Source organism: Tannerella forsythia, from assembly GCF_003860135.1.
Lineage (GTDB): Bacteria > Bacteroidota > Bacteroidia > Bacteroidales > Tannerellaceae > Tannerella > Tannerella forsythia_A.
Genome location: NZ_RQYN01000018.1, coordinates 25,989 through 49,797, shown reverse-complemented (window position 1 = coordinate 49,797; position 23,809 = coordinate 25,989). Strand labels below are relative to the sequence as shown.

Sequence of the window (23,809 nt, the reverse complement as noted above, 5' to 3'; positions counted from 1 at the left end):
ACCAAATATTGTTTTAAAATGTTCATAATCAAATTCTATTTTAATTTTTGTGTCACTAAGTTTTACTTCTATATCCACATTACCAAGTATTATATTGACATTTTTATATAGTTTGTGAGATGCTTCATTACTAGAATCTCTTATTGCACAAAGGATGATATCGCATTCTTTTTCTTTGAATTTTTCTAAACTGCTAAGAAGTTTTTCTTTATTATTATCATCAGGGTCTCCTTTACTTTCAATTCCAATTCTAATTCTATTATCACCAATATTAAGATGAATAATAAGACTGATATCATAAGGTTCTAAAGCCTTTTTTATATCAACTTTTTCTAATGAATTGTCTTCCTTGATTTTTTCAATTAAGGCTATATTATTCTTATTGTTAATTATTTCCACAACCTCTTTGATAGTTGAAGTTTTTCCTTTATTTGCTTTTCCTTCAAGTATAAATGCAATTTTTTCCATGTTTGTTTTATTTTTAAATTTATAACTTATCTCTGCAAAGATGGTGTGTTTTTTTGAAATAAAAAATATTTCTTTATTGAAATTTAAAAAGTACATTGCTTAATACTATACTTGTGCACAAACCAACCTCTTTTCCGGATAAAATACCCTTACTTTTTCTATCCTTGTTTTCTTTTCTCAAACGATAGATTGCTATTTTTATCTGTTTAGAGAGACTTTGAAGGAGATAAAGGAAGGAGGAGATTTGATTGAGAGCTATTTTCCTTTAATTAATTCGTGTATGGGCATGATTGAACAGATTATGGATAAGATAAAGTATATTGTTTATCTAATCAGAGAGATTGTTTGCTTCATAAAGTATATTGTTTGTATTCTTATTAACAAATTTCCTCTTATCATTTATTGTTTTTTACAAATCAGGGGCATTGTTTGCTTCATAAAGTGTATTGTTTGTATTCTTATTAACAAGTCTCCTCTTATCATTTATTGTTTTTTACAAATCAGAGGCATTGTTTGCTTCATAAAGTGTATTGTTGAATAATTTATTTACATTGTTCTGAAACTTGTTGAGCATATTTTAGAATTATACTTCTGTAAAGAGAAATAAAGCCGGTAGGAATAAATTCGTATATCGAAATATGACAAATAATTGAAAAGTATAGATAAACAATTGTTTAAAGGGGTAAAAAGGCAGATGTAGGCTCTCTTTATATAAATATAAATGGATATGAAATGGTTAAATATAATTAAATATTGGGGTTTGGTGATTTTTTCTGATAATAATGTATTATATTTGAAGCGGAAAAGATAATTCATTATTTGTTAAACATTTAAATTTAAGTGACGATGGCAAACTATTCAGAAGTAGGTTTTGGCGCAAAGTTGCGCAAGGCACAAGATTTAGTACATTACATCGGGCAATTCGACGGATATAATCCGCCCAGACCCGAGGAGTCAATCGGCGGAATGAATGATTTACTAAACCAGATCATCGCATCGAATGCTGAAGTCGTTCATATGCAGCAACTCTACAAAGGAGCAGTAACAAAACGGATACAAATGTATCATGATGCGGATTTGTCTATAATGAGACTTCTTCCGTCGATTAGCGGAGCAGTTGAAGCACAGTTCGGAAAAGATTCCCTCGAGTTAGAATCAATTAAGGCATATATAAAGAAAATGCGCAGTATCAGAGTTCCAAAAGCACCGAAAGATCCGACCATAGAGCCGGAGACGAAAACCATCAGCCGTTCGGAACAATCGTTCGGGTCATTGATTCAGAGTTTTAACAATATCATTACGATCTTGAATGAGTTAACCGGCTATAATCCGTCGAATACGAAACTTACAGTCGATTCATTGAAAACGCTTTCGCAAGAGGCTACGAATCTGAACAACTTGGTCGCGAAGTATATCAGCGATCTTAAAACCGTAAAGGCAAAACGTCTGGCGCTTTATGAGAATCTGCACGACCGTGTGCAGCGTATCAAAGCCTATGTAAAAGCACAATATGGTTATTCTTCGGAGCAGTATAAGATGATTAAAGGGCTATTGGTATAAAGCGAAGAGGATAGAAAGCTCCACCGAACTATTGTCAGAGGAGTGGGATATTAAATGATTTCATGTAAAACATTTACCCGAATATGATAGTAGGAATCGACTAAAAAACGGTTGTCATATTCGGGTTATTTTATCATATCTGTTCAATGGCTGGTGATACAGACAGATTGGAAGCTTTAAAAAATGGTTCGAAGGAGGCTTTCGAAGCTATTTATAAACAATACGCGGGAAAACTGTATCATTTTATTATCATGCTTTCGCATGGTAATTCATATATGGCGGAAGAGATTCTACAAGCTACTTTTGTGAAGCTATGGGAAATACATCCGCAGGTAAATCCGCAAAAATCGATTCTTTTCTATCTCTCTTCTATCGCAAAGAATATGCTTTTTAATCGATATCAACGGCAAACGATCGAATTTCTTTATCAAGAAAATTTAGCGCGTGAAAAATCTTTCTGCGACAGCGATATGGAAAAAGAAATCGATCGAAAATGGTTTGAGGAGTATTTACATCAAGTAGCGGAGAAATTACCTCCGGCACGAAAAAAGATTTTTATTCTGAGCCGGTTAAAAGATTTATCAACTAAACAAATTGCCGAGATGATGCAGATCTCGGTCAGTACGGTAGAGACGCAACTTACGTTAGCCACTAAGTTTGTACGGGAACAATGCGAAAAAGATTATGATAAACTGTTTTTCTTTTTCTCGATGTTGTCTTTTTTATAAGATGAGGCGAATCTCTTAGCGGAATATGGCTCTTAAACTGTACTATATAAAAGGAGAAAACGAAAAATGATCGATCGGCATTACATAGATATTTTTGAAAAATTTCTTCGTAACGAAATATCGGATGAAGAAATCGAAGAATTACAGGCTATTATGTATATCAATAAAGATATACAACGTTATTTTGAAGAGCGGCTTGCCGAAACCGAACATGCTATTCATCCTCATTTGCAACAAAAAGTATTTCGCGCGATTGTACAGGATATCGAACAAAAAACAAAACGTTCTTTTTTTCTGTCCTACCGTAAAAAAATACTACAATGGGCAGCTATTCTTTTACTGCCTTTGATTTCGGGAATCACAGTCTATTATTTCATGTCGGAAGACAGTCGGCATACGGCTCCCACCGTTTTTACGACGCAAAAAGGCGAGAAAGCGGAGGCGATACTCCCCGACGGAAGTAAAGTTTGGATCAATTCCGCCTCTACACTCCGTTACAATGATCGGTTCGACCGCAATGAACGGATCGTTTATTTGGAGGGCGAAGGGTATTTTGAGGTCAAATCCGATGCCCGCCGACCTTTTACGGTAAAAACTCCCTCCATTGCTATTCAAGCCTTAGGGACCTCGTTCAATGTGCGCTCATACGAGGCGGATCGAGAAGCTTCGGTCGTTCTGCTCGAAGGAAAAATAAAAGTACTGGCTTCGGGACAGGAAAAAACACTGCAAGTGAATCAGCGTATCCTTTTCGATAAAAAAACACAGCGTTTTGTTACGGACCGCGTGCAGGCATCTCATTTTATCGAATGGAAAAAAGGAAGCCTTTATTTTCATAATCAGACATATTACGACATCGCTGCAACGTTGTCGAGGATTTATAATGTGAACATCCGGGTGGCTTCGGAAGAGCTCCGTCCGATGCGTTTCACAGGAACACTCGGGAGTAACGGAATCAAAAACGCGCTCGATATATTGTCGCTAACTTCGCCGATGAGGTATGACGTAAGAGATTCCGTTATTATACTCTATCATAAAGACGGATAGTTAAATAATATTAAATACAACGATTCGATAGCGTAAAATTTTGAGCAAACTGTATTCTATATACATGTTTTTACAAAGTTTATACGTTTGAAGCGGTTTGTATCATATTAATTTAACTTTTTGTCTATGAATGAGAATCTATTACAAAAGAAAAACAAAACATGGAGTTTGAAAAGGCTTTTTGTTTTTCTTGTACCGTTGTTTTTGGTTTTGCCGGTCTATTCGCAGATTACTGTAAATGTACAGAACGTACCTTTGCGACAAGCGCTTGGCGAAATAGAAAAAGTCAGCGATTATCGTTTTTTCTACAGCGAATCATTAACCGTATTGAATCGCAAATGTTCCGTACAAGTTACGGACGCGAGCATCGACGCCGTAATGCGTGAATTACTTGCCGGTACGAATGTTACCTACGAAAAGAATAATCGGATTATCGCCCTCGTTGAAAAAGAAGTTAGAAATCAAACGAACAAAGTACTTGTACGTGGACATATTACTGACACGCAAGGCGAACCGGTTGTCGGGGCCAATATTATAGAAGAGGACGCATCGGGCAACGGAACGATCAGTAACGCGGACGGGTCGTTTACTTTGGAAGTCAATCAGGGAGCTATTCTGAAAATATCTTACCTCGGATATCGTGATGTGACGCTTCGTACGGCAGAAAAGACCTCATTCGAGGTTGTTTTGGAAGAAGACACCAAGGTGTTGGGCGAAGTGGTTGTAACAGCCTTAGGTATTAAACGCGAAGAGAAAGCCTTGGGATATGCCGTACAAAAGATCGACGGTGAAAGCTTACAAAAAGTATCGGGGGTAGACGTCAGTACTTCACTTACCGGAAAAATCGCGGGACTTCTGGTACAAAATCCGACGGATTTCAACGTCGTTCAGTCTATTACGATTCGTGGCGAAGAACCTCTGCTGGTTATCGACGGAGTGGCGTATGCCAATAAGACGTTGCGCGATATTTCGTCCGAAGATATCGAATCCATCAACGTGCTTAAAGGAGCCACGGCTTCGGCTCTTTACGGTTTCAGAGGCTCGAACGGAGCTATTTTAATTACGACGAAGAACGGAAGTTCGGGGAAGATCGGTGTGACGGTCGATTTCACGACCCATACCCTGTTTTCGGCCGGTTATCTGGCTGTTCCCGAAAAACAAAGCGTATACGGACGCGGAAAGGATAACGCGTACGATAAAAATTCGACCGAATCATGGGGTACGTTTATGGACGGATCGATTCAGAATCAATGGGACCCATTTCTGAAAGAATATCGCGATTATGAATATCTTCCCGTCGGAAAAAATAACTTTAAGAACTTTCTTGAAAAAGGATATATCACGAATAACAACGTAAACGTATCTTTTAAAGGAAAAGAAATCGCCTTGCGAAGCTCTGTTAACTGGACTCAGAATAAAGGCTTATATCCTAATTCCCGACTGAATAAGTATTCCTATACGTTAGGAGGAGATATTCAGCTCGGGAAGTTTCAATTATCTTCCAACATGTCGTATGCGAAAAGAGAATCGCCCAATATGGGCTTCAATTCGTATAAAGGATATGACCCGATGTATTCTTTGCTCATCAATTCTTCGGCCGATTTTAATATTCTGGATTATAAAAACAATTATTGGCTGAAAGAAGGAGAAATACAGAATTATACTTACAGAAATCAGGTCAATAATCCGTATTTCGACAGTTATGAAAAAACAAACGAGGTTTCCAGAGATATATTCAACGCCGATTTGTCCGCAAGCTATCAAATCGCGGAATGGCTCAAGGCTACCGTAAGATCGGGGCTGGATTTTTATATCGACCGCGGGAAACTTCGAGTATCGCGAGGGTCGTTCGTATCGACAGGCGACACCGGTATTCCGGGAAATCCGTACACATGGAACGGAACGAAAACCGGTGCTTATCTGACCGGACGAACACAAGGATTCAGTATGAACAATGATTTCCTGCTTACGGGAAATCGAACGCTTTTCGACCGACTTGAAGTCGATTATCTGGCCGGTGGAACGATATTCTACAGAAGAGACGATAACATCAACGCTCAAACGGATGGAGGAATCTTCGCTCCGGGCTTCTTCTCGCTCAAAGCGTCGGTAAAGCCGCCCAAAATAGGAGAGAGCATGCAGGAACAACAGGTAAACTCCCTCTTCGGCCGGCTTGCGCTAGCCTGGAATAAGATGATCTATGCCGAAGTAACCGGACGAAACGACTGGAGTTCGACATTGGCCGGTCCTCACGTACCGAAGTCCGATATGTCTTATTTCTATCCTTCGGTATCGGGAAGTTTCGTGGTTTCCGAATTGTTGCCCGAATCGGCCCGAACATGGTTGGATTTATTAAAAATCAGAAGTTCATGGACCCAGTCGAAAACTCCGGCCGCTATTTACGCCATCAATCAGGGATTTTCCGTAACCACGGGTACTTGGAACAATATGAACGGAGCTTCGGCGCCTCATACCATTTATCCGGCTTCCGTCCGTCCCAACGCGTCGCAAACGTATGAAGTCGGGATGCAGGGTATCTTCCTTAAAAACAGATTGTCGGTCGATGTCTCCTATTACGACAAAAATATGTATGACTTTTTGAAAAACGCGAGCATATCTCCGGCTTCGGGGATGACGAATATCTTCGTTAATCTGGAAGAACGAATCTCACGTCGGGGATGGGAAGTTTCCGTAACGGCTACTCCCGTAAAAACACCGGAATGGCAGTGGGATATGGCATTCAACTGGTCTACTTATAAGCGTGTCTATACTCAACTCGATTCGATCTACTCTACTAAAAAACCATGGATCAAGAAAGGAGAACGTGTTGATGCTTACGTAGCCAATGACTTTATGAAAGTTCCGGGAACGAATGAATATATTTATCACAACGGACGTCTTCAGAAAAGTAAATATCAATCCGTCATGGGATACTCCGATCCGGATTGGCTATGGGGCTTTCATACTACGTTGAGGTATAAAGATTTTTCGCTGTTCCTCTCGTTCGATGGAGTCGTCGGAGGATTAATGGGCACACGAACCGAGAGTTATATGTGGCAGATGGGCGTACATCCCGAATCCGTCACTCCCGAAAGAGCGAAAGACGTAGAAAATCCGGGATCATTGAACTATTTGGGACAAGGGGTGAAAGTCGTATCCGGTAAAGTTACGTTCGATACCGACGGAAACATTACAAGCGATACGCGGACGTATGCCCCGAACGATATTTATACGACTTATAAGCAGGCAATGCAGGATTTGCACGCCAGTAGCGCGTGGGGAGGCTCTGCAAGCCCTGCCGATATCTATTCAAAGACGTTTATTAAGCTGCGAGAGGTCTCTCTAACGTATCATGTGCCGCGATTATTCCTTGAGAAGTGGGGACCTGTAAAAAATGCGTCGATAAGTTTTATCGGACAGAACGTATTCTTATGGGCTAAAGATTTTAAATATTCGGATCCGGACGGTGGAAACGAAGATTTTGCCGATCCGTCCGTCCGATACCTGGGAGCAAACATAAAACTAACCTTTTAAACATGGATATGACAATGAAAAACTGGATTTCTATATGGGCTGTCGTTATCGCTTCATGCATGATTGCTTCGTGCGATAATTTTGAAGACATGAATCAAAATCCGGATCAGCCGAATAAAGTTTCGCCGGAGATGCTCGCAACGCAAATTCTGAAAAATACGTACCGTTTCTGGAATCCTGTTCCGGACGACTTCCAGCAGGGTACGAATCTGATGAATAAGCATATCGCGCTGTTGCGCACCAACCCGAACCCGGCGCAATATTTCTATTCTTACTGGCCTTACGGCAGTTTCGGGGCGTACGCGGGACTGACCGATCTGCGTTTGATGTCGGAATATTCGAAAGGTACGAAACAGGAGCCTTCATACAATGGATTAGAGCTGTTTCTCAAGGCTTCGTTTGGGTTTTCCGCCACATTAAACATGGGAGATGTTCCTTATTCCGAAGCGGGGAAAGCGCATGAAGGGATTACTAAACCCAAATACGACAAGCAGGAAGAGGTTTTTAAACAAGTGCTGGAAGATTTTCGGAAAGCCGAAGAGTTCTTTGCTAAAGGAGAGAAGTTTGAAGGCGATATGATGTTTAACGGCGATGCCGAGAAATGGAGAAGACTTTCCAACGCGATGCAGTTGAAAGTCTTGCAGACGTTGAGCCGAAAGATTACCGACGAGCAGAAAACACGCTTCGCCTCCATTGTCGCGGCGGGTCATCTGATGCAGGGTAATGACGATAATTTCAGACTTGTTTACAGCGATAACCCGAATGCCGGCTATCCGTTTTGGAATGGTGAGACGCATCGGTCGTATACGGCCGTCTCGAAGTTGTGTGTCGACGCTCTGAAACAATTGAAAGACCGGCGCCTCTTCTATTTTGCCGAGCCGGCCGAGAAATTGATTAAAGAAGGAAAGAAAGAATCGGAGTTCGACGCGTACGAAGGCGCGCCTACGGAGTTATCGGCCGAAAAATTGGCGGTCAATAACAGCGCGGGAATGTATTCGCTCATCAATAAACGTTATCCGCTTTATCTGGACGGAGAACCCATGCTGATCTTTACTTATTCGGAACAATGCTTTATCATTGCCGAGGCGATTGAAGAAGGATGGGTCAAAGGCGATGCCAAAGATTATTACGAGAAAGGGGTACGTGCCATGTTGGAATATTATATGAATCTTCCGCATACGAAAGAGCATGTCCATGGAATGGCTATCGACAAAGATTACATCCATAATTATTTTACGGGAGCGGCGGCGTATGCCGTATCCGGGGCGAAGCAAGAGCGTCTCCGACAAATTTGGACGCAACGATGGCTGATCGACTTCTTTCAGGGAAACGGCGGAAACTATGCGCAGTTTTTACGCACCAGTTATCCCGCTTATCCGCTTGATCCGTCGACTTGTATGAATCCGGACGACAAAACGACTTATCCCAAACGATGGATGTATCCGACCAGCGAACAAACGGCTAATCCCGAAAACTATCATAAGGCGATCGATGAGCAGTACGGAGGGTATGACGGAATTAATCAAGTGCCATGGTACTTAAAATAAAGATAGATTAGAGGTGTGGTCGTGTCGGAAGATGCTTTTCGAGACTTCCGAAAGCCTTCCGGCACGTCTTTTTATGCTTATTTCTGATGATGACTGATAAAATGTATCTGTTTACGATGGTCTTTCTCATTTTGTTTGCTTGTAACAAACAGAAAGAGGAAAAACAACCGGATGAAGACTTTCAGCGTATTACTACTCCGACGGGGACATGGAATCTGGTGTGGAATGAAGAGTTCGACTACGAAGGATTGCCTGATACGACGAAATGGAGCTACGATACGCAAGGCAACGCATGGGGTTGGGGAAACAACGAAGCGCAATATTATACGGCGGCCGACCCCGATAACGCTTATGTGAAGAATGGTGTCCTTATCCTTACCGCTCAATTGGAAACGATCGAGAACAAACGGTATACGTCGGCTCGTTTAATCACGAAAGGGAAAGGTGACTGGCTTTACGGACGTTTTGAAATATGTGCTAAGCTGCCTCGAGGAAAAGGTACGTGGTCTGCCATCTGGATGTTACCGACCGATTCGGAATATGGTACATGGCCTGCCAGTGGTGAAATCGATATTATGGAAAACGTAGGGTATGATCCGGATCATATCGTAGGTACGGCCCATACGCAACGTTATAATCATATCAAGGGAACACAGAAAAGCGCGACGCTCTTTATCCCGACAAATTCCACCGCTTTTCATGTGTATGCTCTTGAGTGGGAAGAAAAAGAATACCGACTTTATATAGATGACAAGCATTATTTTACCTTTACGAACGAAAATACCGGATTTGCGGAGTGGCCTTTCGACAAAAAGTTCCACCTTATCCTGAATTTGGCCATCGGAGGGAATTGGGGAGGACAGCAAGGAATTGATGACGCGTTATTTCCTCACCATTTCTATGTCGATTATGTGCGGGTCTATCAGAAGCAACCTCATGCCGGGTCTTCTTTGAAATAAACAGAAATATTTGGGACGAAAAACTAAACCAATCAACCGTCCGATCCTTAAATCAATACTCAACCCTATACTTTGGCCGCGAAGGGCGTAAAGTCTATATAAAGCTCGTAACTGTTGTAGCCATTTAATCATTAAACCTCTCAACACACCAACGTCCGAAGAAGATTCCTCCCTATTTTGGGGGATTGTTTTTATGGGCTGTATCCCTTTTTTTGGGGATTGTTCATTTTTTTTGCTCATTTTATTTTTGCACCGTCAAAATAAAATAAAACCGTAGGGTTATGTTTAGGTTATGTATATCATCTTTGAAATATATATTTCTTTTTTATCTGATTGCCTGTATAACCGGGCATGCATCGCAGGGCGTCGCCCGGCTTTCCGAAGAGCAACCGGTCTCATGGGGGAACGACGATGATTCGGTAGCGATCAATAAGTTCAATCTCGACGAGGTAGTCGTTACGGCCACGCGTACGCCTAAGCGTCTTTCGCAATCGCCTGTTATCACACAGGTTGTAACGGCTCGGCAGATCGAAGATCGCGGGTTGTCCGATATAAAGAGTTTGCTTACTCAAGAGATTCCGGGCCTTGTTTTCAACGAAGTGGGCTTCGGCACGAGCATCAATTTGCAGGGACTCGGCGGAAAACATATTCTTTTTCTCGTCGACGGCGAACGTATGGCCGGCGAAACAGGCGACAATATCGATTATCAACGTCTCGACCTGAACAATATAGAACGCATCGAGATTGTGCAGGGCGCCGCTTCGGCTCTTTACGGTTCGCAGGCTATGGGAGGAGTAATCAACATCATCACCCGCAAGCAGAAGAAGCCGTTTTCCGTATCCGTATCGGCTAAATGGGCGCAACCGTACGAACGAAACTTTACCGACGTGGAAAAGGATGACCGCCTGCGTGTCTACAAGCGCAACGCCGATCGCCCGAACCTTAATGCCGATATTACCGTAGGCGGTAAGTGGCGTAAGTGGACGGGGAAATCGGTTCTCTCGTACAAGAGCGCCGATGCATACCGTCTTTTCGATACCGATAGCGTGGTGAAATACTTTCCCGAATACGACTATACGCTCCGCCAGCCGCGGCGTACGATGCCTACGCTCGTCTCGGGCTACGGCGGACATAATTTCACGCAGACAATCACTTACGCGCCTACCGAGAAGCTGAGTTTCTCGGCCAAAGGCAACCTTTATGCCATGGATAAGTACGATCTTTCGCTCGATAACAAATACGAACAGAATACCGACGCTTCCGGATCGCTGAACGCCGTCTACCGCCTCGGCGATTTCTCCGACCTTCAAGTCTCTCTCTATGCCGACAATTATAATCGTTACCGTGCGTTGGAATTGCTTCCGGGACAGAAGGAACATATCTATCGTCATCGTCTTTTGCAGCCTCGTGCGCAATATACGTTCCGGGTCGGGAGCCAGCATGCTCTCAATACGGGCGTCGAATATCTGTACGAAAGCCTTTATGCCGACAAGTTCGAGGCCGAACGTTATCAGGAACGCAACCAACGTTCGGGTTCGCTCTATGTGCAGGATGACTGGAGCGTGACGCGACATTTCTCGGTCGTTGCAGGCATACGCGCCGACTATCATAACGCTTACGGATTCAATGTTTCGCCTAAGGTGGCGGCCATCGTTAAACGTTTTCCGTTTACGCTTCGCTTCAACTATGCCGCCGGATACCGGTCGCCCAATCTGAAGGAGCTTTATATGAACTGGGATCATTTGGGTATGTTTATGATTTACGGGAACGCGGCCTTGCGTCCCGAACGCAATCATTATTTTTCGCTTTCGGCCGAGTATGTTTCGGAATATCTCTATGCCGTGGCTACGGGATACGTGAATCTGTTTTCCGATAAAATCGAAGGCGTCTGGACGAACAACCAGACCGAACTGCATTACCGTAATATCAGCTCGACCACGTTAGCCGGCGCCAATGCGAATGTGCGGGTCAATCCACTGAAAAATCTTTTCGTATACGCAACTGTCAATTATCTCCATCCCGGACGAAGAGGCGGGGTGCGTCTGAATACGCAAAGCGTGCTTACCGCAACAACGCGTGCCGAATATGCTTTTCGTATAGGCAAGCAACATGTTGTCTTGAACGTATCCGGCACTCTGCTCGGCTCGAAAAAATACAGCGTGCTGGAAAAGATTCGGCCGAACCATACCGAAGTGGAAGCGTATTACACCGCGCGTGTGCCGGGCTACAGCTTATGGAATGCGTCGGCTACGTGGCGCTTTTCGGAGCGGGCGCGTCTGACGCTGGGCGTCGATAATCTGTTCGACTATCGCGCCGGAATCATTAACTTCAATACCTATACCGGCCCGGGACGAAACGCTTTTGCGGCCGTGTACTGGTCGTTGTAATGCGACGGCGTGGCAGATTAAAATTAAAACATAAACGAAAACAAAACGGATTGATTTACTCAAAATAAAAAGAACGACATGGATCATCATCATACGAATACTCAACAAGGTCACTGGATCTTAGCCCGGATGGGCAAGAAAGTACTCCGCCCGGGCGGAAAAGAATTGACCGCCAAACTGATTGAGGGATTGAATATCTCTCCTTCGGACGATGTAGTGGAGTTTGCTCCGGGATTGGGTTTTACGGCCGCTCTGGCGCTCAGGAAACAACCGAAATCATATACGGGCATCGAGCTGAATGAAGCGGCCGCTGCCCTGTTGCAAAAGAATATTTGCGGCGACAACCGGCGAATCATTGTAGGAAGCGCCGCCCATTCTGCTCTCGGCGCGGAATCGGCCGATAAGGTCTACGGCGAAGCCATGCTCACGATGCAGAACGACCGGCAAAAGGCCGAAATCATCGGCGAAGCCTACCGTATACTCCGCAAAGGCGGATATTACGGCATCCATGAGTTGGGACTTACGCCCGATTCCCTCGGCGAAGAGATGAAACGCGAAATTCAGAAAGCCTTGGCACAGGTAATTAACGTAAATGCCAGGCCGCTTACAGCCAACGAATGGGCTGCTTCGCTCGAAAAAGAAGGATTTGAAATCGTATGCGTCGAAACGAATCCGATGCACCTGCTGGAGAAGAAGCGAGTCATCGACGACGAAGGCTTTTGCAGCGCGTTAAAGATCGGATTCAACATTCTTACACATCCTCACGAGCGTCGACGTATCAAAGCCATGCGCGATACGTTTCGCTGTTACGAAAAGCATCTGAATGCCATCGCTATGATAGCCGTAAAAAAGTAAAAACAGATCGAACCTCTATATTTTATTATTCATAAACAGTAACAAAAATGAACAGATACATTCTATTATCAATTCAAGTGGCAGCCGTCGCGCTGTCTGCCTTCCTTTTCGCGAGTTGCGACAAAGATCAAAAAGAAACGCCATTATCGTTGGCTGTTAAACAACATACGCTGACCCGCAAAACCGGTTACGGCAACGACTGGGTCTATTACTCCTTCGAATCGGGCAAAGAAGTGCAGGGCGTCGACGAAGAAAATCGCGCCGGCCGGCTCGACTGGGACGTGGCTTTCAACCGTTATAACAATATCCGTACCAATAGCGGCACGTCGGGCAAAGGAAAAGGCGGCGCACGCGATATGGGAAAAGTGGCTTTCAAGAGTGTGAAGGTGGCTCCGACAGACGGCTATATCGTCGACCGGAAAGACAGCATCATGTACGGTCTGGGAACGTTGCTGCAAGGCGGACAGGCCGAAATGGGCCCTTCGACACTGAACGAAGTGCTGAAAGGAGCGATTGTCTTTTCCGGACCGCCGCCCACGTACACGATGAGCGAACATGTCTTCGTCATAAAGACGGCCAACGGGAAATATGTGAAGATGCAGGTCGAAGGATTTCACGACAAGGAAGGAAAATCGGGTTACGTAGCCTTCCGTTATGTGTATCAGCCCGACGGTTCCCCGAAGTTTGAATAAACCTGTCCGCTACTTTTATGCGTTTCTTTGCCAAGTATCATAAATGGATCGGGCTGTTTTTTACGTTCTTCGTCCTGATGTTCGCCGTTTCGGGGGTGTTTCTCAACCATCGACGCGCGATTGCCGCGTGGGACGTCGCGCGGTCGTGGCTGCCGGAACGGTACAGCTATAAGAACTGGAACAACGGCGCCGTCGGCGGAACGTTGCCGCTGAGCGGCGGACGGGTGTTGATGTACGGCGGTAGCGGCGCGTGGATGACCGATACGCTCGGCCGTTCTCCACAGCCGCTGACCGAGGGCATGCGTCGAGGCGCCGATAACCGCAACCTGCGTGCCGTGACACAGACTGCCGGCGGCGAACTTTTCGCCGTGTCGCCCTTCTGCCTTTATCGCTTGAAAGAAAATACGAACCGTTGGGAAGAGCAACCGGTAACGACGGCTCACGAAGCTTTTACCGACGTGCAAGTGAAAGACGATACGTTGTTCGTCGTCTCCCGTTCGCATATTTATGCAGCAGCGCCTCCCTACACCACGTTTGAGCGGATACAGTTGCAGCAGCCGGAAAACTATACGTCGAAAGTGTCGCTTTTCAGAACATTCTGGTTGCTGCATAGCGGCGAACTTTTCGGAACGGCCGGCAAGACGGTCGTCGATACGGTCGGTGTGCTTGTCATCGTGCTTTGTATCACGGGCCTGATCATTACGTTGTTTAAGATTCCGATCAAACGACGCCGGAAAAAGGGCGTCAACAGTCCGAAGCTAAAGCAGACATGGACTTTCTCGCTCAAGTGGCATGCCAAGCTCGGCTATCTCTTTTTTATCCTGCTGCTTATCATCACCGTGACGGGAATGTTTCTGCGTCCGCCGTTGCTGATACCGATCGCACGCGCACAGGTGAAGCCTCTTCCCGGCTCGACGCTCGAAAGCGATAACCCTTGGCACGACAAATTGCGCCGCCTCCGCTACGACGCTCGACAGCAGGGCTGGCTGCTCTCTTCGGGCGACGGCTTTTACGCGCTCTCGTCGCTTCGTTCCGTTCCGCAGAAGCTTACGAATACGCCGCCCGTGAGCGTGATGGGAGTAACGGTTTGGCAGAAGAACGGAGCGGACGAGTGGTTGATCGGTTCGTTCAGCGGATTGTATCGCTGGAATATCAGTGAGCAGGTCGTGTACGATTATCTTACGGGCGAAGCCGTCGCGCCTCGTCGTTCGTCCGGACGCCCGTCGTTTAAAAACGCCGTGAGCGGTTTCTCTTCTGATTTCTCGCAGGGAGAGGTCTGGTTCGAATACGCGAAGGGTGCGTGTATGAAAGAAGAAGTCGCCTTTGTTCCGATGCCGGATGCCTTGGCCGACGGACGCATGTCGTTCTGGAACGTCTGCCTCGAGTTGCATGTGGGACGCTTATACTCTTCCTTCCTGCGTGCTTTGACCGATTGGTATATCTTCCTTGCCGGATTGCTCATGCTCTTTATCGCGGTTTCCGGCTATATCGTTTATCGAAAGCGATATCGCAAGAAACGGACTACTGCCAAAAAGCCTTCGGCCGCTTGACAGTAGTCCGTTTTAGACTTTACGAAAGGACGGGTGAGGGAGGAGGAACGCGGCGTGTCAGGATGCCGAATTTCCATTTGTAGATGAACGCGAGGATGGCGATAAACATAGCGCTGGAAATAATACTGACCAACAAATCTTCGCCGGGATTGATGATCTTGGCTTTAAACAGCGCATCGGTTCGGAGCGCTGATCCCTCGTACGTCATCAGTATAGAGCCCAAAATGTTATTGATTGAATGAGCGCCCATGGCCAGTTCGATACCGTCGTCGAGCAGCGAGATCAGCCCGAATGTCAATCCGATCAGGAAATAATTCGCCATCATCACTCCAAAGCCGTATTTGGCTACTTCAGGATTGGCCGAATGCAGGAGCGCGAACAGTACGGAAGGGATCAGAAGCGCCCAAAGGCGGCTGCCTGTCCATGAAGCGACGCCTTGCGCCAGATATCCGCGGAATACAAACTCTTCGCACGACGATTGAATGGGGATCATCGTCAGACTGATGATCGTTAGAAGGATAAACCGTACGGGTTCGAAGCGAAATTCGAAGTTGTCGGGGTCTGTCATGTAACTGATAACAAACGATACGATCAGCAGAGTTCCCCATACGGCGAGACCGACGAAGAAACGCGACCAGCGGACACGCTTCGTGCCGTTAATGACCTCTGTCCATGACCGTCCGTGAAACGTTTTGATGATCCATATCACGGTAGCCAAAAGTACGACAAATGCGAACGCCATAGAAGCCAAAAAAAGGTTCGAATCCACACCGGACATCATACCTCCTTGCGAGATGCTGTTCATATCCGTGAGTTGTTTCGGGTTTTGTATCCAGCTGGCTATTAAAACGAAGAACAGAGGGATGGCACCAACGGTGTTTGCTGCCATAAAACCAATAAATATCACGAGTAAATACCAGTACCACTGGTTTTTTTGTGTAGTGACGCATTCTAAATGATTAGTCATGTAATATAAAGTTAAGTTGTTCAACATCGATGCGTTTTTTTCGGCGGATATCCGCAATGCTTCGGCCGATCAATCGCAGTCCGGGGACAAATATAAATCATATTTCAGAACAACAGCGTGTTTTGTCCGGTTTTTTTCTACTTTTGCAATCTAATTTTTTGAATGATGACACAACTTGATAAAGCATCTGTTTTGCTGATTTATACGGGAGGAACCATCGGTATGGTAGAGAATCCTGAAACCGGCTCGCTTGAAGCATTCGATTTTCGCCATATCCGTGAAAATATTCCGGAGCTTAAAAAGCTCGGACATGCGGTATCGTTTATTCCTTTCGATCCGCCGTTGGATTCGTCGGATATTGGGCCGGAATCGTGGGCAAAGATGGTGCGGACGATTGTCGAAAACTACGATAAATACGACGGTTTCGTAATTCTGCACGGTACGGATACGATGGCATTCACTGCGTCGGCACTTAGTTTTATGCTCGAGAACCTGAATAAACCCGTTATTCTGACCGGCTCACAGTTGCCCATCAACATGCTGCGTACCGACGGGAAAGAGAATTTAATCACGGCTGTAGAGATTGCTGCTGCAAAGGTGAACGGAAAACCGGTCGTGCCGGAAGTCTGTATCTTCTTTGAGAATCTGTTGATGCGGGGCAATCGTACGACAAAAATCGATGCCGACGATTTTAATGCTTTTCATTCCTCCAACTACCCGGCACTCGCTCGCGCCGGCGTGACGATCCGCTACGAGACGAACCTGATCTATCGCCCGCAACTTGTTAAACCGCTTAAACCGCATTACGAGATGGACAAGCATGTGGTGATCCTGAAACTTTTCTCGGGAATATCGGAAGATGTCGTTCGTTCCATCCTGCATATTCCGAACTTGAAAGGCGTCGTGCTCGAAACGTTCGGAAGCGGTAATGCTCCGACCGACGAGTGGTTTCTCAAGCAGTTGCGCGAAGCCGTAGAGCGTGGTATTACGATCGTGAATGTGACGCAATGTGCGGGCGGACGTGTGGAGATGCATCGTTACGAGGCGGGTCGTACCTTGCTCGAATGCGGTGTGCTGAGTGGTTATGACAGCACGACGGAAAGCGCCGTCACCAAGCTGATGTTCCTTTTGGGACAAGGGTTGACTCCCAAAGAAGTACGTGACTATATGCAGTACTCGCTCATTGGCGAAGTGACGATTTGAACAAGACATAAAACAGAAACAGGAGGTATCTCGTGTTATTGATTATCTTTGTCGTTTATTTCATCAATTATAGTCATAAAATATGAAAACAGATATTCAAATAGCGAGAGAAACTCCGCTGAAGAAGATAAAAGATGTAGCCGAAAGTTTCGGCATCGACCGCAGTTCGATTCACCATTATGGGAGCTACATGGCCAAAGTTCCTTCCGATCTGCTCGATCAGGAGAAGATCGCCAAGAGTAACCTGATTCTGGTTACGGCTATCACGCCAACGAAAACGGGCGTGGGCAAGACTACTGTCTCGATCGGGCTGGCTTTGGGGCTGAACCGTATCGGTAAAAAAGCCATTGTGGCGTTACGTGAGCCGTCGCTCGGACCGGTGTTCGGAATGAAGGGCGGCGCTGCCGGCGGAGGATACTCGCAGGTGCTGCCGATGGAGAATATCAACCTGCACTTTACCGGCGATTTCCATGCGATCACTTCGGCGCATAATACGATTTCCGCTTTGCTCGATAATTATATTTACCAAAATAAAGGGAAGAATAAAGTTATCAAAGAGGTGGTCTGGAAAAGGGTGCTCGACGTGAACGACCGTAACCTGCGTAATATCGTGACCGGATTGGTAGGTCTGACGAACGGCGTGACACAGGAGTCGGGCTTCGATATTACGGCCGCTTCGGAGTTGATGGCGATCTTATGTCTGGCCGAAAACCTGGAAGACCTTCAAAGACGTATCGAGGATATTTTGCTTGCATATACCGTCGAGGGGGAACCTTTTACGGTGAAAGATCTGGGTGTGGCGGGAGCGATTACGGTCTTGCTTAAAGATGCGCTGAGTCCGAACCTTGTGCAGACAACGGAGAACACGCCTGCATTTGTACACGGAGGGCCGTTTGCCAATATTGCGCATGGTTGCAACTCCATACTGGCTACGAAGATGGCGATGACCTACGGCGAGTATGTGATTACCGAAGCCGGCTTTGGCGCTGATCTCGGAGCCGAAAAGTTCTTCAATATAAAATGCCGTAAAAGCGGTTTGCAACCGAAAGCGACTGTGCTCGTCGTGACGGCTCAGGGACTTAAAATGCACGGGGGTACTCCAATTGAGAAAATCAAGGAGGAAGATCTGAACGGACTGACCAAAGGGTTCGAGAACTTACAGAAGCATCTGGATAATCTGGCTGCTTTTGGTCAAACGGTTGTAGTCGCATTCAATCAATTCCCCACCGATACCGAGGCGGAGATCGAAGCTACCAGAGCATATTGCGAAAAGCGCGGCGTACGTTTTGCGGTCAATAAAGCCTTTGTCGAAGGAGGCAGCGGTGCCGAAGACCTCTCTCGGAAGCTCGTGGATGCGGTAGAAAATGAACCTTCGAAACCGCTGAAGTTTACGTACGACGATGACGATTCGATAGAGAAAAAGGTCGAGAAGATAGCCTTGAATACGTATGGGGCTGCCGATGTCGTGTTCGGCGAAAAGGCGATAAAGAAACTCAAGAAGATAAAAGATACACCGCTCGAAAAAATGCCGGTGTGCATGGCAAAGACCCAATATTCGTTTTCGGCCGATCCCAAGGCGTATGGCGTAGCCAAAGGATTCCGGTTTAAGGTCAATGATTTGGTCATCAACAGGGGGGCTGAATTTATTGTGGTTATAGCCGGTGAGATGATGCGTATGCCGGGACTGCCGGCCGAGCCTCAGGCCAAACATATACACATCGTAAACGGCGAAATCGAAGGATTGAGCTAATACAACAAATTGCCCGGATAACCATTGACCATGAGAGAGGTTATCCGGGTATCGATTACAAACAACGCGTCCGACGAGACAAACAACGAAACAATAAACAATAAGCCGCTCGCATTTCTTTTGTTTCTGATGAAAGAATGCCTATCTTTGCGGTCTGAAAAAAAAGAATGTTTAGAAGATCTTTCATACAATGATAAACAGGGTTTTGATCCGCATAAAAGTGTTGCAAATCGTGTTTGCTTACTATCAGAATGGGAGCAATGATTTGAGAGTAGCTGAGAACGAACTCCTTTTGAGTCTGCGCAGATCGTACGATTTATACTATTATTTCCTGTTGCTGATCGTAGAAGTGACCCGTCTGCATGAACGACGGCTGGATACGCGAAAGCATAAATATCTCCCCACCGAAGAGGAATTGAATCCGAATATGCGGCTGGTCAACAATCGGTTGGCCCGGCAGATCGAAGTCAACGAAAAGTTGCAGGCATACGTTAAGGAGCACGGTGTTTCATGGGTTAACGAAACGGACTTCGTGAAAAATGTGCTGGATCTGATCTTGAATTCCGAGCTATATGCCGAATATAAGGACAGTGAGGAAGACTCGTATGAAAACGATCGCGAGTTCTGGCGTGCCGTATTCCGGAAATTGATTTGCCGGAATGAGGAGTTGGAAAATGCGCTCGAAGATATCAGCATCTACTGGAACGATGACATCGAGATCATCCAGACGTTCGTGATAAAGACCATCAAACGCTTCGAGGAAGCCGAGGGGAGCAAACAGGAGCTGTTGCCGATGTTTAAGGACGAGGAAGATGAGGCTTTTGCCGTTCAGCTTTTCCGCAAGACGTTGTTGCATGGCGAGGAATACCGCGAGCGTATCGACCGGCATTTGAGGAATTGGGAATCTGAGCGTGTGGCAAACATGGATTTGTATATCATGCAGATGGCCATGGCCGAGTTGCTGCATTTTCCGAATATCCCTGTGAATGTAACTCTTAACGAATACATCGATGCGGCCAAGGCATACAGTACGCCGAAGAGCGGAACGTTTATCAATGGTATTCTCGATTCGATCGTGCAAGAATTGACGGAGGAGAAGCTGCTGTTCAAAGCCTGATTTTTGATACTCCGTTTGCTTTTCTGTCCGACTTGCTTTATCTTTGTCCGAAACAATTATTTTAATGTATAAAGGGATATGAATTTGTTCAACGTATTGTTACAGGCGCCGGCCGGCGCATCGCCTGCAGGGGGAAATGCGGGTTATATGAATATTTTGTTATTGGTCGCTCTGGTGGCGATCTTCTATTTTATGATGATTCGTCCGCAGCAGAAACGCCAGAAAGATATTCAGAAAGCGCGTGAAGCGATGAAGGTGGGAGACAAGGTCATCACCTCCGGAGGCATTCACGGCAGGATTAAGGAAGTGGGCGAAACGTCCATGCTGCTCGAAGTGTCGGATGGCGTGCGGATTCGGGTCGAGAAGAACTCGGTGTTCGCGTCGTCGGAAGACGTGCAGCAGCAAACCAAATAAAAAACATGGTATGTCGCAGCTTGGAAAATCACCCTCGTTCAAGTCTGAGACCCGAAAGATAAAGACCTTCATCCGTCGACGGAAATGGCAGGAGGTCTTTACTTTTATGATCTTCTTGTTACTATCTCTGGGGTTCTGGTACTTGCAAACTTTGCAGGACGAATACGAGATAGAGATCGTCATCCCGGTGAAGTATAAAAACATACCGGCCGATAAAGTCTTGACGGGAGACAATCCGCAGGAAGTTATCGCGAGGGTGAGAGATCGCGGAACGGTACTGATCAATTATTCGTGGTTGCGTACGTTCGCGCCGCTCGAGATCGATGTCAAAGCCCTTCAGAAGGCCGGAGGGCGCAGAAGTACGGTAAGCCGTCGCGTGATTGAAACAAGTATATCGAAGCAACTGATCTCGTCTACTTCACTGCTGAGCTTCGAGCCTTCGTCCATACCAATCGAATACAATGACCTGTTGAAAAAAACGGTGCCGGTAACGCCTGATTTACTCGTTACACTCGAACCCGGTTTTCAGATTTCCGATACGATCACGGTCACACCGTCGAAGGTAAAGGTATATGCTGCTCGTGCTATGCTGGATACCCTCCTCGTGGTGAAGACTGTTGCCCTGAAAGCTGAAAACCTCCATAAAACGAAAGAATTTACCGTCGGCTTGCAACCGGTCGAAGGAGTGCGTTATGAACCGGAGGAGGTGAAAATCAGTATTCCGGTCGAGGAATATACCGAGAAACGGCTTACTCTGCCCATACAGTGTGACAGTGTGCCGGACAACTACATCCTACGTATGTTTCCTTCTACGGTCGAATTGCTTTTCAAACTTCCGCTTTCGCGCTTCAAAGAAGTTTCTGAGGCGGATTTTGAGATACGGATTCCTTTTCATGAATTTGAAGCTCATCGTGAGGCCGGCGAATTACCCATTCGCTTGACCAAACAACCTGAACGGTTGTCGAATCCGATACTGACACCCGAAAAGATCGAATTTATTCTGGAGCAAAAATGACGGTGATCGGAATCACGGGAGGGATCGGGAGCGGTAAGTCCGTCGTTTCCCGTCTGCTGGAAACATACGGCGTACCTGTATACGATGCAGACCGGGAGAGCAAACGTTTGACGGTCTCGTCGCCCGTCATTCGGGAGCGTCTGACCGCGTTGCTGGGTGCCGACATCTACTTTCCCGAAGGCCTGAATCGCGCGTTAATGGCCGAACGAATCTTTCGTGACGCGCCCCTGCTCGAACAAGTGAATGCGATTATTCATCCCGAAGTGTCGAGAGATTTCGACTGCTGGAAGGCCGGTGTGCAGACGGACGTTTGCGCGCTCGAATCGGCCATTCTGTTCGAATCGGGTTTTAACAGGAAGGTTCATTTGACGCTTATGGTGGATGCGCCGGAAGCGATGCGTATCGGTCGTGTCATGGCTCGCGACGGCATGTCGGAGGCCGATGTGCGGCAGCGTATGAGACGGCAATGGCCGGACGAACGCAAGAAAGCTCTGGCCGATAAAATCGTACTGAACGATGAACGCACGCCTCTGATTCCCCAAATCGAGGCGCTTATGACTGAACTCGGGTGAAAAAGAAGAAGAGTTGTCGACGTCGTACACACGCTAAAAATATGTTTATTTTTGTCGGATTCGGAAGAGTTGCATTATCTTTGTCCGTCATAAATAAAAACGTAAAAAGAAAGAGTTATGCTGAAAAAAATTCTGTCGGTATCGGGTAAACCCGGTTTGTATCAGATGGTTTCTCAAGGGAAGAATATGTTGATTATTGAGTCTCTGACGGATAAAAAGCGAATTCCGGCTTATGCGAGAGACAAAGTCATTTCGCTGGGCGATATTGCGATTTATACGAACGAGAAAGAAGTACCGCTCTATGAAGTGTTGAACAGCGTGAAGCAAAAAGAAGGCGGCCAAAAAGTGTCGCTTGAGTTGACGAAGGCTTCGCCGGACGAACTTCGTGCTTATCTGGCCGAAGTACTTCCCGATTTCGACCGCGAGCGTGTCTATCCGACGGATATTAAGCGCCTGCTGACTTGGTACAATATCTTGTTGGCTGCCGGTATTACGGAGTATGAGCCGCAGGAAGAAAAACAGGAGAAAGAAGAGGTAGAAGAGACGAGCGAGTCTGCTGTCGAAGAGCCGAAGAAAGCGGCACCCAAAAAGACTACGCGTGCGAAATCGACCGCTTCGACTTCGACGGCCGCGAAAAAGCAGGCAGCGCCGAAAAAGACGACTACCACCGCGACGGCTAAAGCGCCTGCGGCGAAAGCCACTCAGCGTACGCGGCAGAAATAATCCGCCTGCCGGTTGCTCTTTTTGACGAGGTACAGAACCTCATCTTGGCAGGCTCGATAAAATATACAGGGTCTCCCGGCAGTCGCGGACTGAAGGGCGGCCCTTTTCACAAACAGATAGAATACATGGCGTGATGAACGAAGAAATCAAACAAATTGCCGAGCGTCTCAAAGGGCTTCGGGACGCGTTGGAGATTCCGGTGGAAGAGATGGCGAAGGTCTGTAACATGTCGCCCGATGAATACCTGCGTCTCGAAAGCGGGACGGTGGATATCTCCGTCAGCGTGTTACACAGCATCGCAGGTGCCTGCGGGGTGGAACTGACGACACTCATGTTTGGCGATGAGCCGAAGATGAGCACGTATTTCGTGACGCGCAACGGCAAAGGCGTATCCGTCGAACGTACGAAGGCCTATAAATACCAGTCGCTTGCCGCGGGATTTTCGAAGCGCAGAGCTTATCCGTTCATGGTCACCGTACATCCCAAGCCCGACGGCGAACCGCTCTACCTCAATACGCATCCCGGGCAGGAGTTCAACTACGTGATCAGTGGACGCATGCTGTTGCAGATTAATGGAAAAGACTTGATACTCGGCGCGGGAGACAGTATCTACTTCAACTCCGAACTGCCGCACGGTATGAAGGCGCTCGATGGTGAAATCGTTCAGTTTCTGGCGGTGATCGTGTAATGTACTTTTTTTTGAAAACTCAAACAGCTTGGCAAC

The 23,809-nt window shown here is 46.4% G+C and carries 19 protein-coding genes and 1 pseudogene; 18 read left to right on the top strand and 2 right to left on the bottom strand.

The window, feature by feature from the left end:
• On the bottom strand, positions 1 to 468 hold a 468-nt coding region (locus EII41_RS06335; RefSeq protein ID WP_148091740.1), incomplete at its 3' end, for a hypothetical protein.
• Positions 469 to 1,314: 846 nt separating this feature from the next.
• Here EII41_RS06335 and EII41_RS06330 point away from each other — a divergent pair.
• The 10 genes from EII41_RS06330 to EII41_RS06285 all read left to right on the top strand — a co-directional run bounded on the left by EII41_RS06330 (position 1,315) and on the right by EII41_RS06285 (position 15,324).
• Positions 1,315 to 2,028: a hypothetical protein gene (locus tag EII41_RS06330; RefSeq protein WP_124789891.1), complete on the top strand. Its 714-nt coding sequence runs from the start codon at positions 1,315 to 1,317 to the stop codon at positions 2,026 to 2,028.
• A gap of 251 nt (positions 2,029 to 2,279) precedes the next feature.
• Positions 2,280 to 2,756 (top strand): RNA polymerase sigma-70 factor, encoded by a 477-nt coding sequence (locus EII41_RS06325; protein WP_260425504.1) that lies wholly within the window; start codon positions 2,280 to 2,282, stop codon positions 2,754 to 2,756.
• Between the two features lie 66 nt (positions 2,757 to 2,822).
• Positions 2,823 to 3,800: a FecR family protein gene (locus EII41_RS06320; protein ID WP_124789889.1), complete on the top strand. Its 978-nt coding sequence runs from the start codon at positions 2,823 to 2,825 to the stop codon at positions 3,798 to 3,800.
• Between the two features lie 168 nt (positions 3,801 to 3,968).
• Positions 3,969 to 7,334: a SusC/RagA family TonB-linked outer membrane protein gene (locus tag EII41_RS06315; protein WP_185711851.1), complete on the top strand. Its 3,366-nt coding sequence runs from the start codon at positions 3,969 to 3,971 to the stop codon at positions 7,332 to 7,334.
• A 14-nt stretch (positions 7,335 to 7,348) separates the two neighbouring features.
• On the top strand, positions 7,349 to 8,881 hold the full coding sequence (locus tag EII41_RS06310; RefSeq protein WP_185711850.1) for a SusD/RagB family nutrient-binding outer membrane lipoprotein: 1,533 nt from the start codon (positions 7,349 to 7,351) through the stop codon (positions 8,879 to 8,881).
• A gap of 83 nt (positions 8,882 to 8,964) precedes the next feature.
• Complete coding sequence (locus EII41_RS06305; protein ID WP_317615867.1) at positions 8,965 to 9,840, top strand: glycoside hydrolase family 16 protein; 876 nt, start codon at positions 8,965 to 8,967, stop codon at positions 9,838 to 9,840.
• Between the two features lie 305 nt (positions 9,841 to 10,145).
• Entirely contained in the window at positions 10,146 to 12,227 is a 2,082-nt protein-coding gene (locus EII41_RS06300) for a TonB-dependent receptor plug domain-containing protein (RefSeq protein WP_185711849.1), read from the top strand.
• A 78-nt stretch (positions 12,228 to 12,305) separates the two neighbouring features.
• Positions 12,306 to 13,082 (top strand): class I SAM-dependent methyltransferase, encoded by a 777-nt coding sequence (locus tag EII41_RS06295; RefSeq protein ID WP_124789885.1) that lies wholly within the window; start codon positions 12,306 to 12,308, stop codon positions 13,080 to 13,082.
• Between the two features lie 47 nt (positions 13,083 to 13,129).
• A complete protein-coding gene (locus tag EII41_RS06290) occupies positions 13,130 to 13,774 on the top strand; it encodes an HmuY family protein (RefSeq protein ID WP_124789884.1) in 645 nt (214 codons plus the stop codon).
• A 17-nt stretch (positions 13,775 to 13,791) separates the two neighbouring features.
• The gene (locus tag EII41_RS06285) at positions 13,792 to 15,324 is read left to right on the top strand and encodes a PepSY-associated TM helix domain-containing protein (RefSeq protein WP_124789883.1); all 1,533 of its coding nucleotides are present in this window, start codon (positions 13,792 to 13,794) and stop codon (positions 15,322 to 15,324) included.
• A 19-nt stretch (positions 15,325 to 15,343) separates the two neighbouring features.
• On the opposite strand, the gene EII41_RS06280 is transcribed toward EII41_RS06285, so the two are convergent.
• A complete protein-coding gene (locus tag EII41_RS06280) occupies positions 15,344 to 16,213 on the bottom strand; it encodes a CPBP family intramembrane glutamic endopeptidase (protein WP_185711848.1) in 870 nt (289 codons plus the stop codon).
• A 240-nt stretch (positions 16,214 to 16,453) separates the two neighbouring features.
• Between EII41_RS06280 and EII41_RS06275 the strand changes: the two genes are divergently transcribed.
• The 8 genes and pseudogenes from EII41_RS06275 (at position 16,454) to EII41_RS06240 (ending at position 23,773) form a co-directional block, all read left to right on the top strand.
• Positions 16,454 to 17,494, top strand: coding sequence for an asparaginase (locus tag EII41_RS06275; RefSeq protein WP_124789881.1), 1,041 nt, complete (start codon positions 16,454 to 16,456; stop codon positions 17,492 to 17,494).
• An 82-nt stretch (positions 17,495 to 17,576) separates the two neighbouring features.
• A complete protein-coding gene (locus tag EII41_RS06270; RefSeq protein ID WP_124789880.1) occupies positions 17,577 to 19,244 on the top strand; it encodes a formate--tetrahydrofolate ligase in 1,668 nt (555 codons plus the stop codon).
• Positions 19,245 to 19,434: 190 nt separating this feature from the next.
• Positions 19,435 to 20,361, top strand: coding sequence for a transcription antitermination factor NusB (gene nusB, locus EII41_RS06265; protein WP_124789879.1), 927 nt, complete (start codon positions 19,435 to 19,437; stop codon positions 20,359 to 20,361).
• A gap of 78 nt (positions 20,362 to 20,439) precedes the next feature.
• A complete protein-coding gene (gene yajC / locus EII41_RS06260) occupies positions 20,440 to 20,775 on the top strand; it encodes a preprotein translocase subunit YajC (protein ID WP_124789878.1) in 336 nt (111 codons plus the stop codon).
• A gap of 10 nt (positions 20,776 to 20,785) precedes the next feature.
• Positions 20,786 to 21,790, top strand: coding sequence for a CdaR family protein (locus EII41_RS06255; protein WP_185711847.1), 1,005 nt, complete (start codon positions 20,786 to 20,788; stop codon positions 21,788 to 21,790).
• Positions 21,787 to 22,362, top strand: a complete 576-nt coding sequence (gene coaE, locus EII41_RS06250) for a dephospho-CoA kinase (RefSeq protein ID WP_124789876.1) — start codon at positions 21,787 to 21,789, stop codon at positions 22,360 to 22,362. The genes EII41_RS06255 and coaE overlap by 4 nt, the downstream gene beginning before the upstream one ends.
• Positions 22,363 to 22,479: 117 nt before the next feature.
• Positions 22,480 to 22,914: pseudogene (locus tag EII41_RS06245) on the top strand (DUF5606 domain-containing protein); the annotation flags it as partial.
• Positions 22,915 to 23,218: 304 nt separating this feature from the next.
• Entirely contained in the window at positions 23,219 to 23,773 is a 555-nt protein-coding gene (locus tag EII41_RS06240) for a helix-turn-helix domain-containing protein (RefSeq protein WP_124789874.1), read from the top strand.
• Positions 23,774 to 23,809 lie beyond the last annotated feature (36 nt).

Coding starts and splice junctions, on each gene's coding strand:
- EII41_RS06330 (WP_124789891.1), top strand. CDS start 1,315: ATGGCAAACTATTCAGAAGTAGGTTTTGGCGCAAAGTTGCGCAAGGCA.
- EII41_RS06325 (WP_260425504.1), top strand. CDS start 2,280: ATGCTTTCGCATGGTAATTCATATATGGCGGAAGAGATTCTACAAGCT.
- EII41_RS06320 (WP_124789889.1), top strand. CDS start 2,823: ATGATCGATCGGCATTACATAGATATTTTTGAAAAATTTCTTCGTAAC.
- EII41_RS06310 (WP_185711850.1), top strand. CDS start 7,349: ATGAAAAACTGGATTTCTATATGGGCTGTCGTTATCGCTTCATGCATG.
- EII41_RS06295 (WP_124789885.1), top strand. CDS start 12,306: ATGGATCATCATCATACGAATACTCAACAAGGTCACTGGATCTTAGCC.
- EII41_RS06290 (WP_124789884.1), top strand. CDS start 13,130: ATGAACAGATACATTCTATTATCAATTCAAGTGGCAGCCGTCGCGCTG.
- EII41_RS06285 (WP_124789883.1), top strand. CDS start 13,792: ATGCGTTTCTTTGCCAAGTATCATAAATGGATCGGGCTGTTTTTTACG.
- EII41_RS06280 (WP_185711848.1), bottom strand. CDS start 16,213: ATGGCAGCAAACACCGTTGGTGCCATCCCTCTGTTCTTCGTTTTAATA.
- EII41_RS06275 (WP_124789881.1), top strand. CDS start 16,454: ATGATGACACAACTTGATAAAGCATCTGTTTTGCTGATTTATACGGGA.
- EII41_RS06270 (WP_124789880.1), top strand. CDS start 17,577: ATGAAAACAGATATTCAAATAGCGAGAGAAACTCCGCTGAAGAAGATA.
- nusB (WP_124789879.1), top strand. CDS start 19,435: ATGATAAACAGGGTTTTGATCCGCATAAAAGTGTTGCAAATCGTGTTT.
- yajC (WP_124789878.1), top strand. CDS start 20,440: ATGAATTTGTTCAACGTATTGTTACAGGCGCCGGCCGGCGCATCGCCT.
- EII41_RS06255 (WP_185711847.1), top strand. CDS start 20,786: ATGTCGCAGCTTGGAAAATCACCCTCGTTCAAGTCTGAGACCCGAAAG.
- coaE (WP_124789876.1), top strand. CDS start 21,787: ATGACGGTGATCGGAATCACGGGAGGGATCGGGAGCGGTAAGTCCGTC.
- EII41_RS06240 (WP_124789874.1), top strand. CDS start 23,219: ATGAACGAAGAAATCAAACAAATTGCCGAGCGTCTCAAAGGGCTTCGG.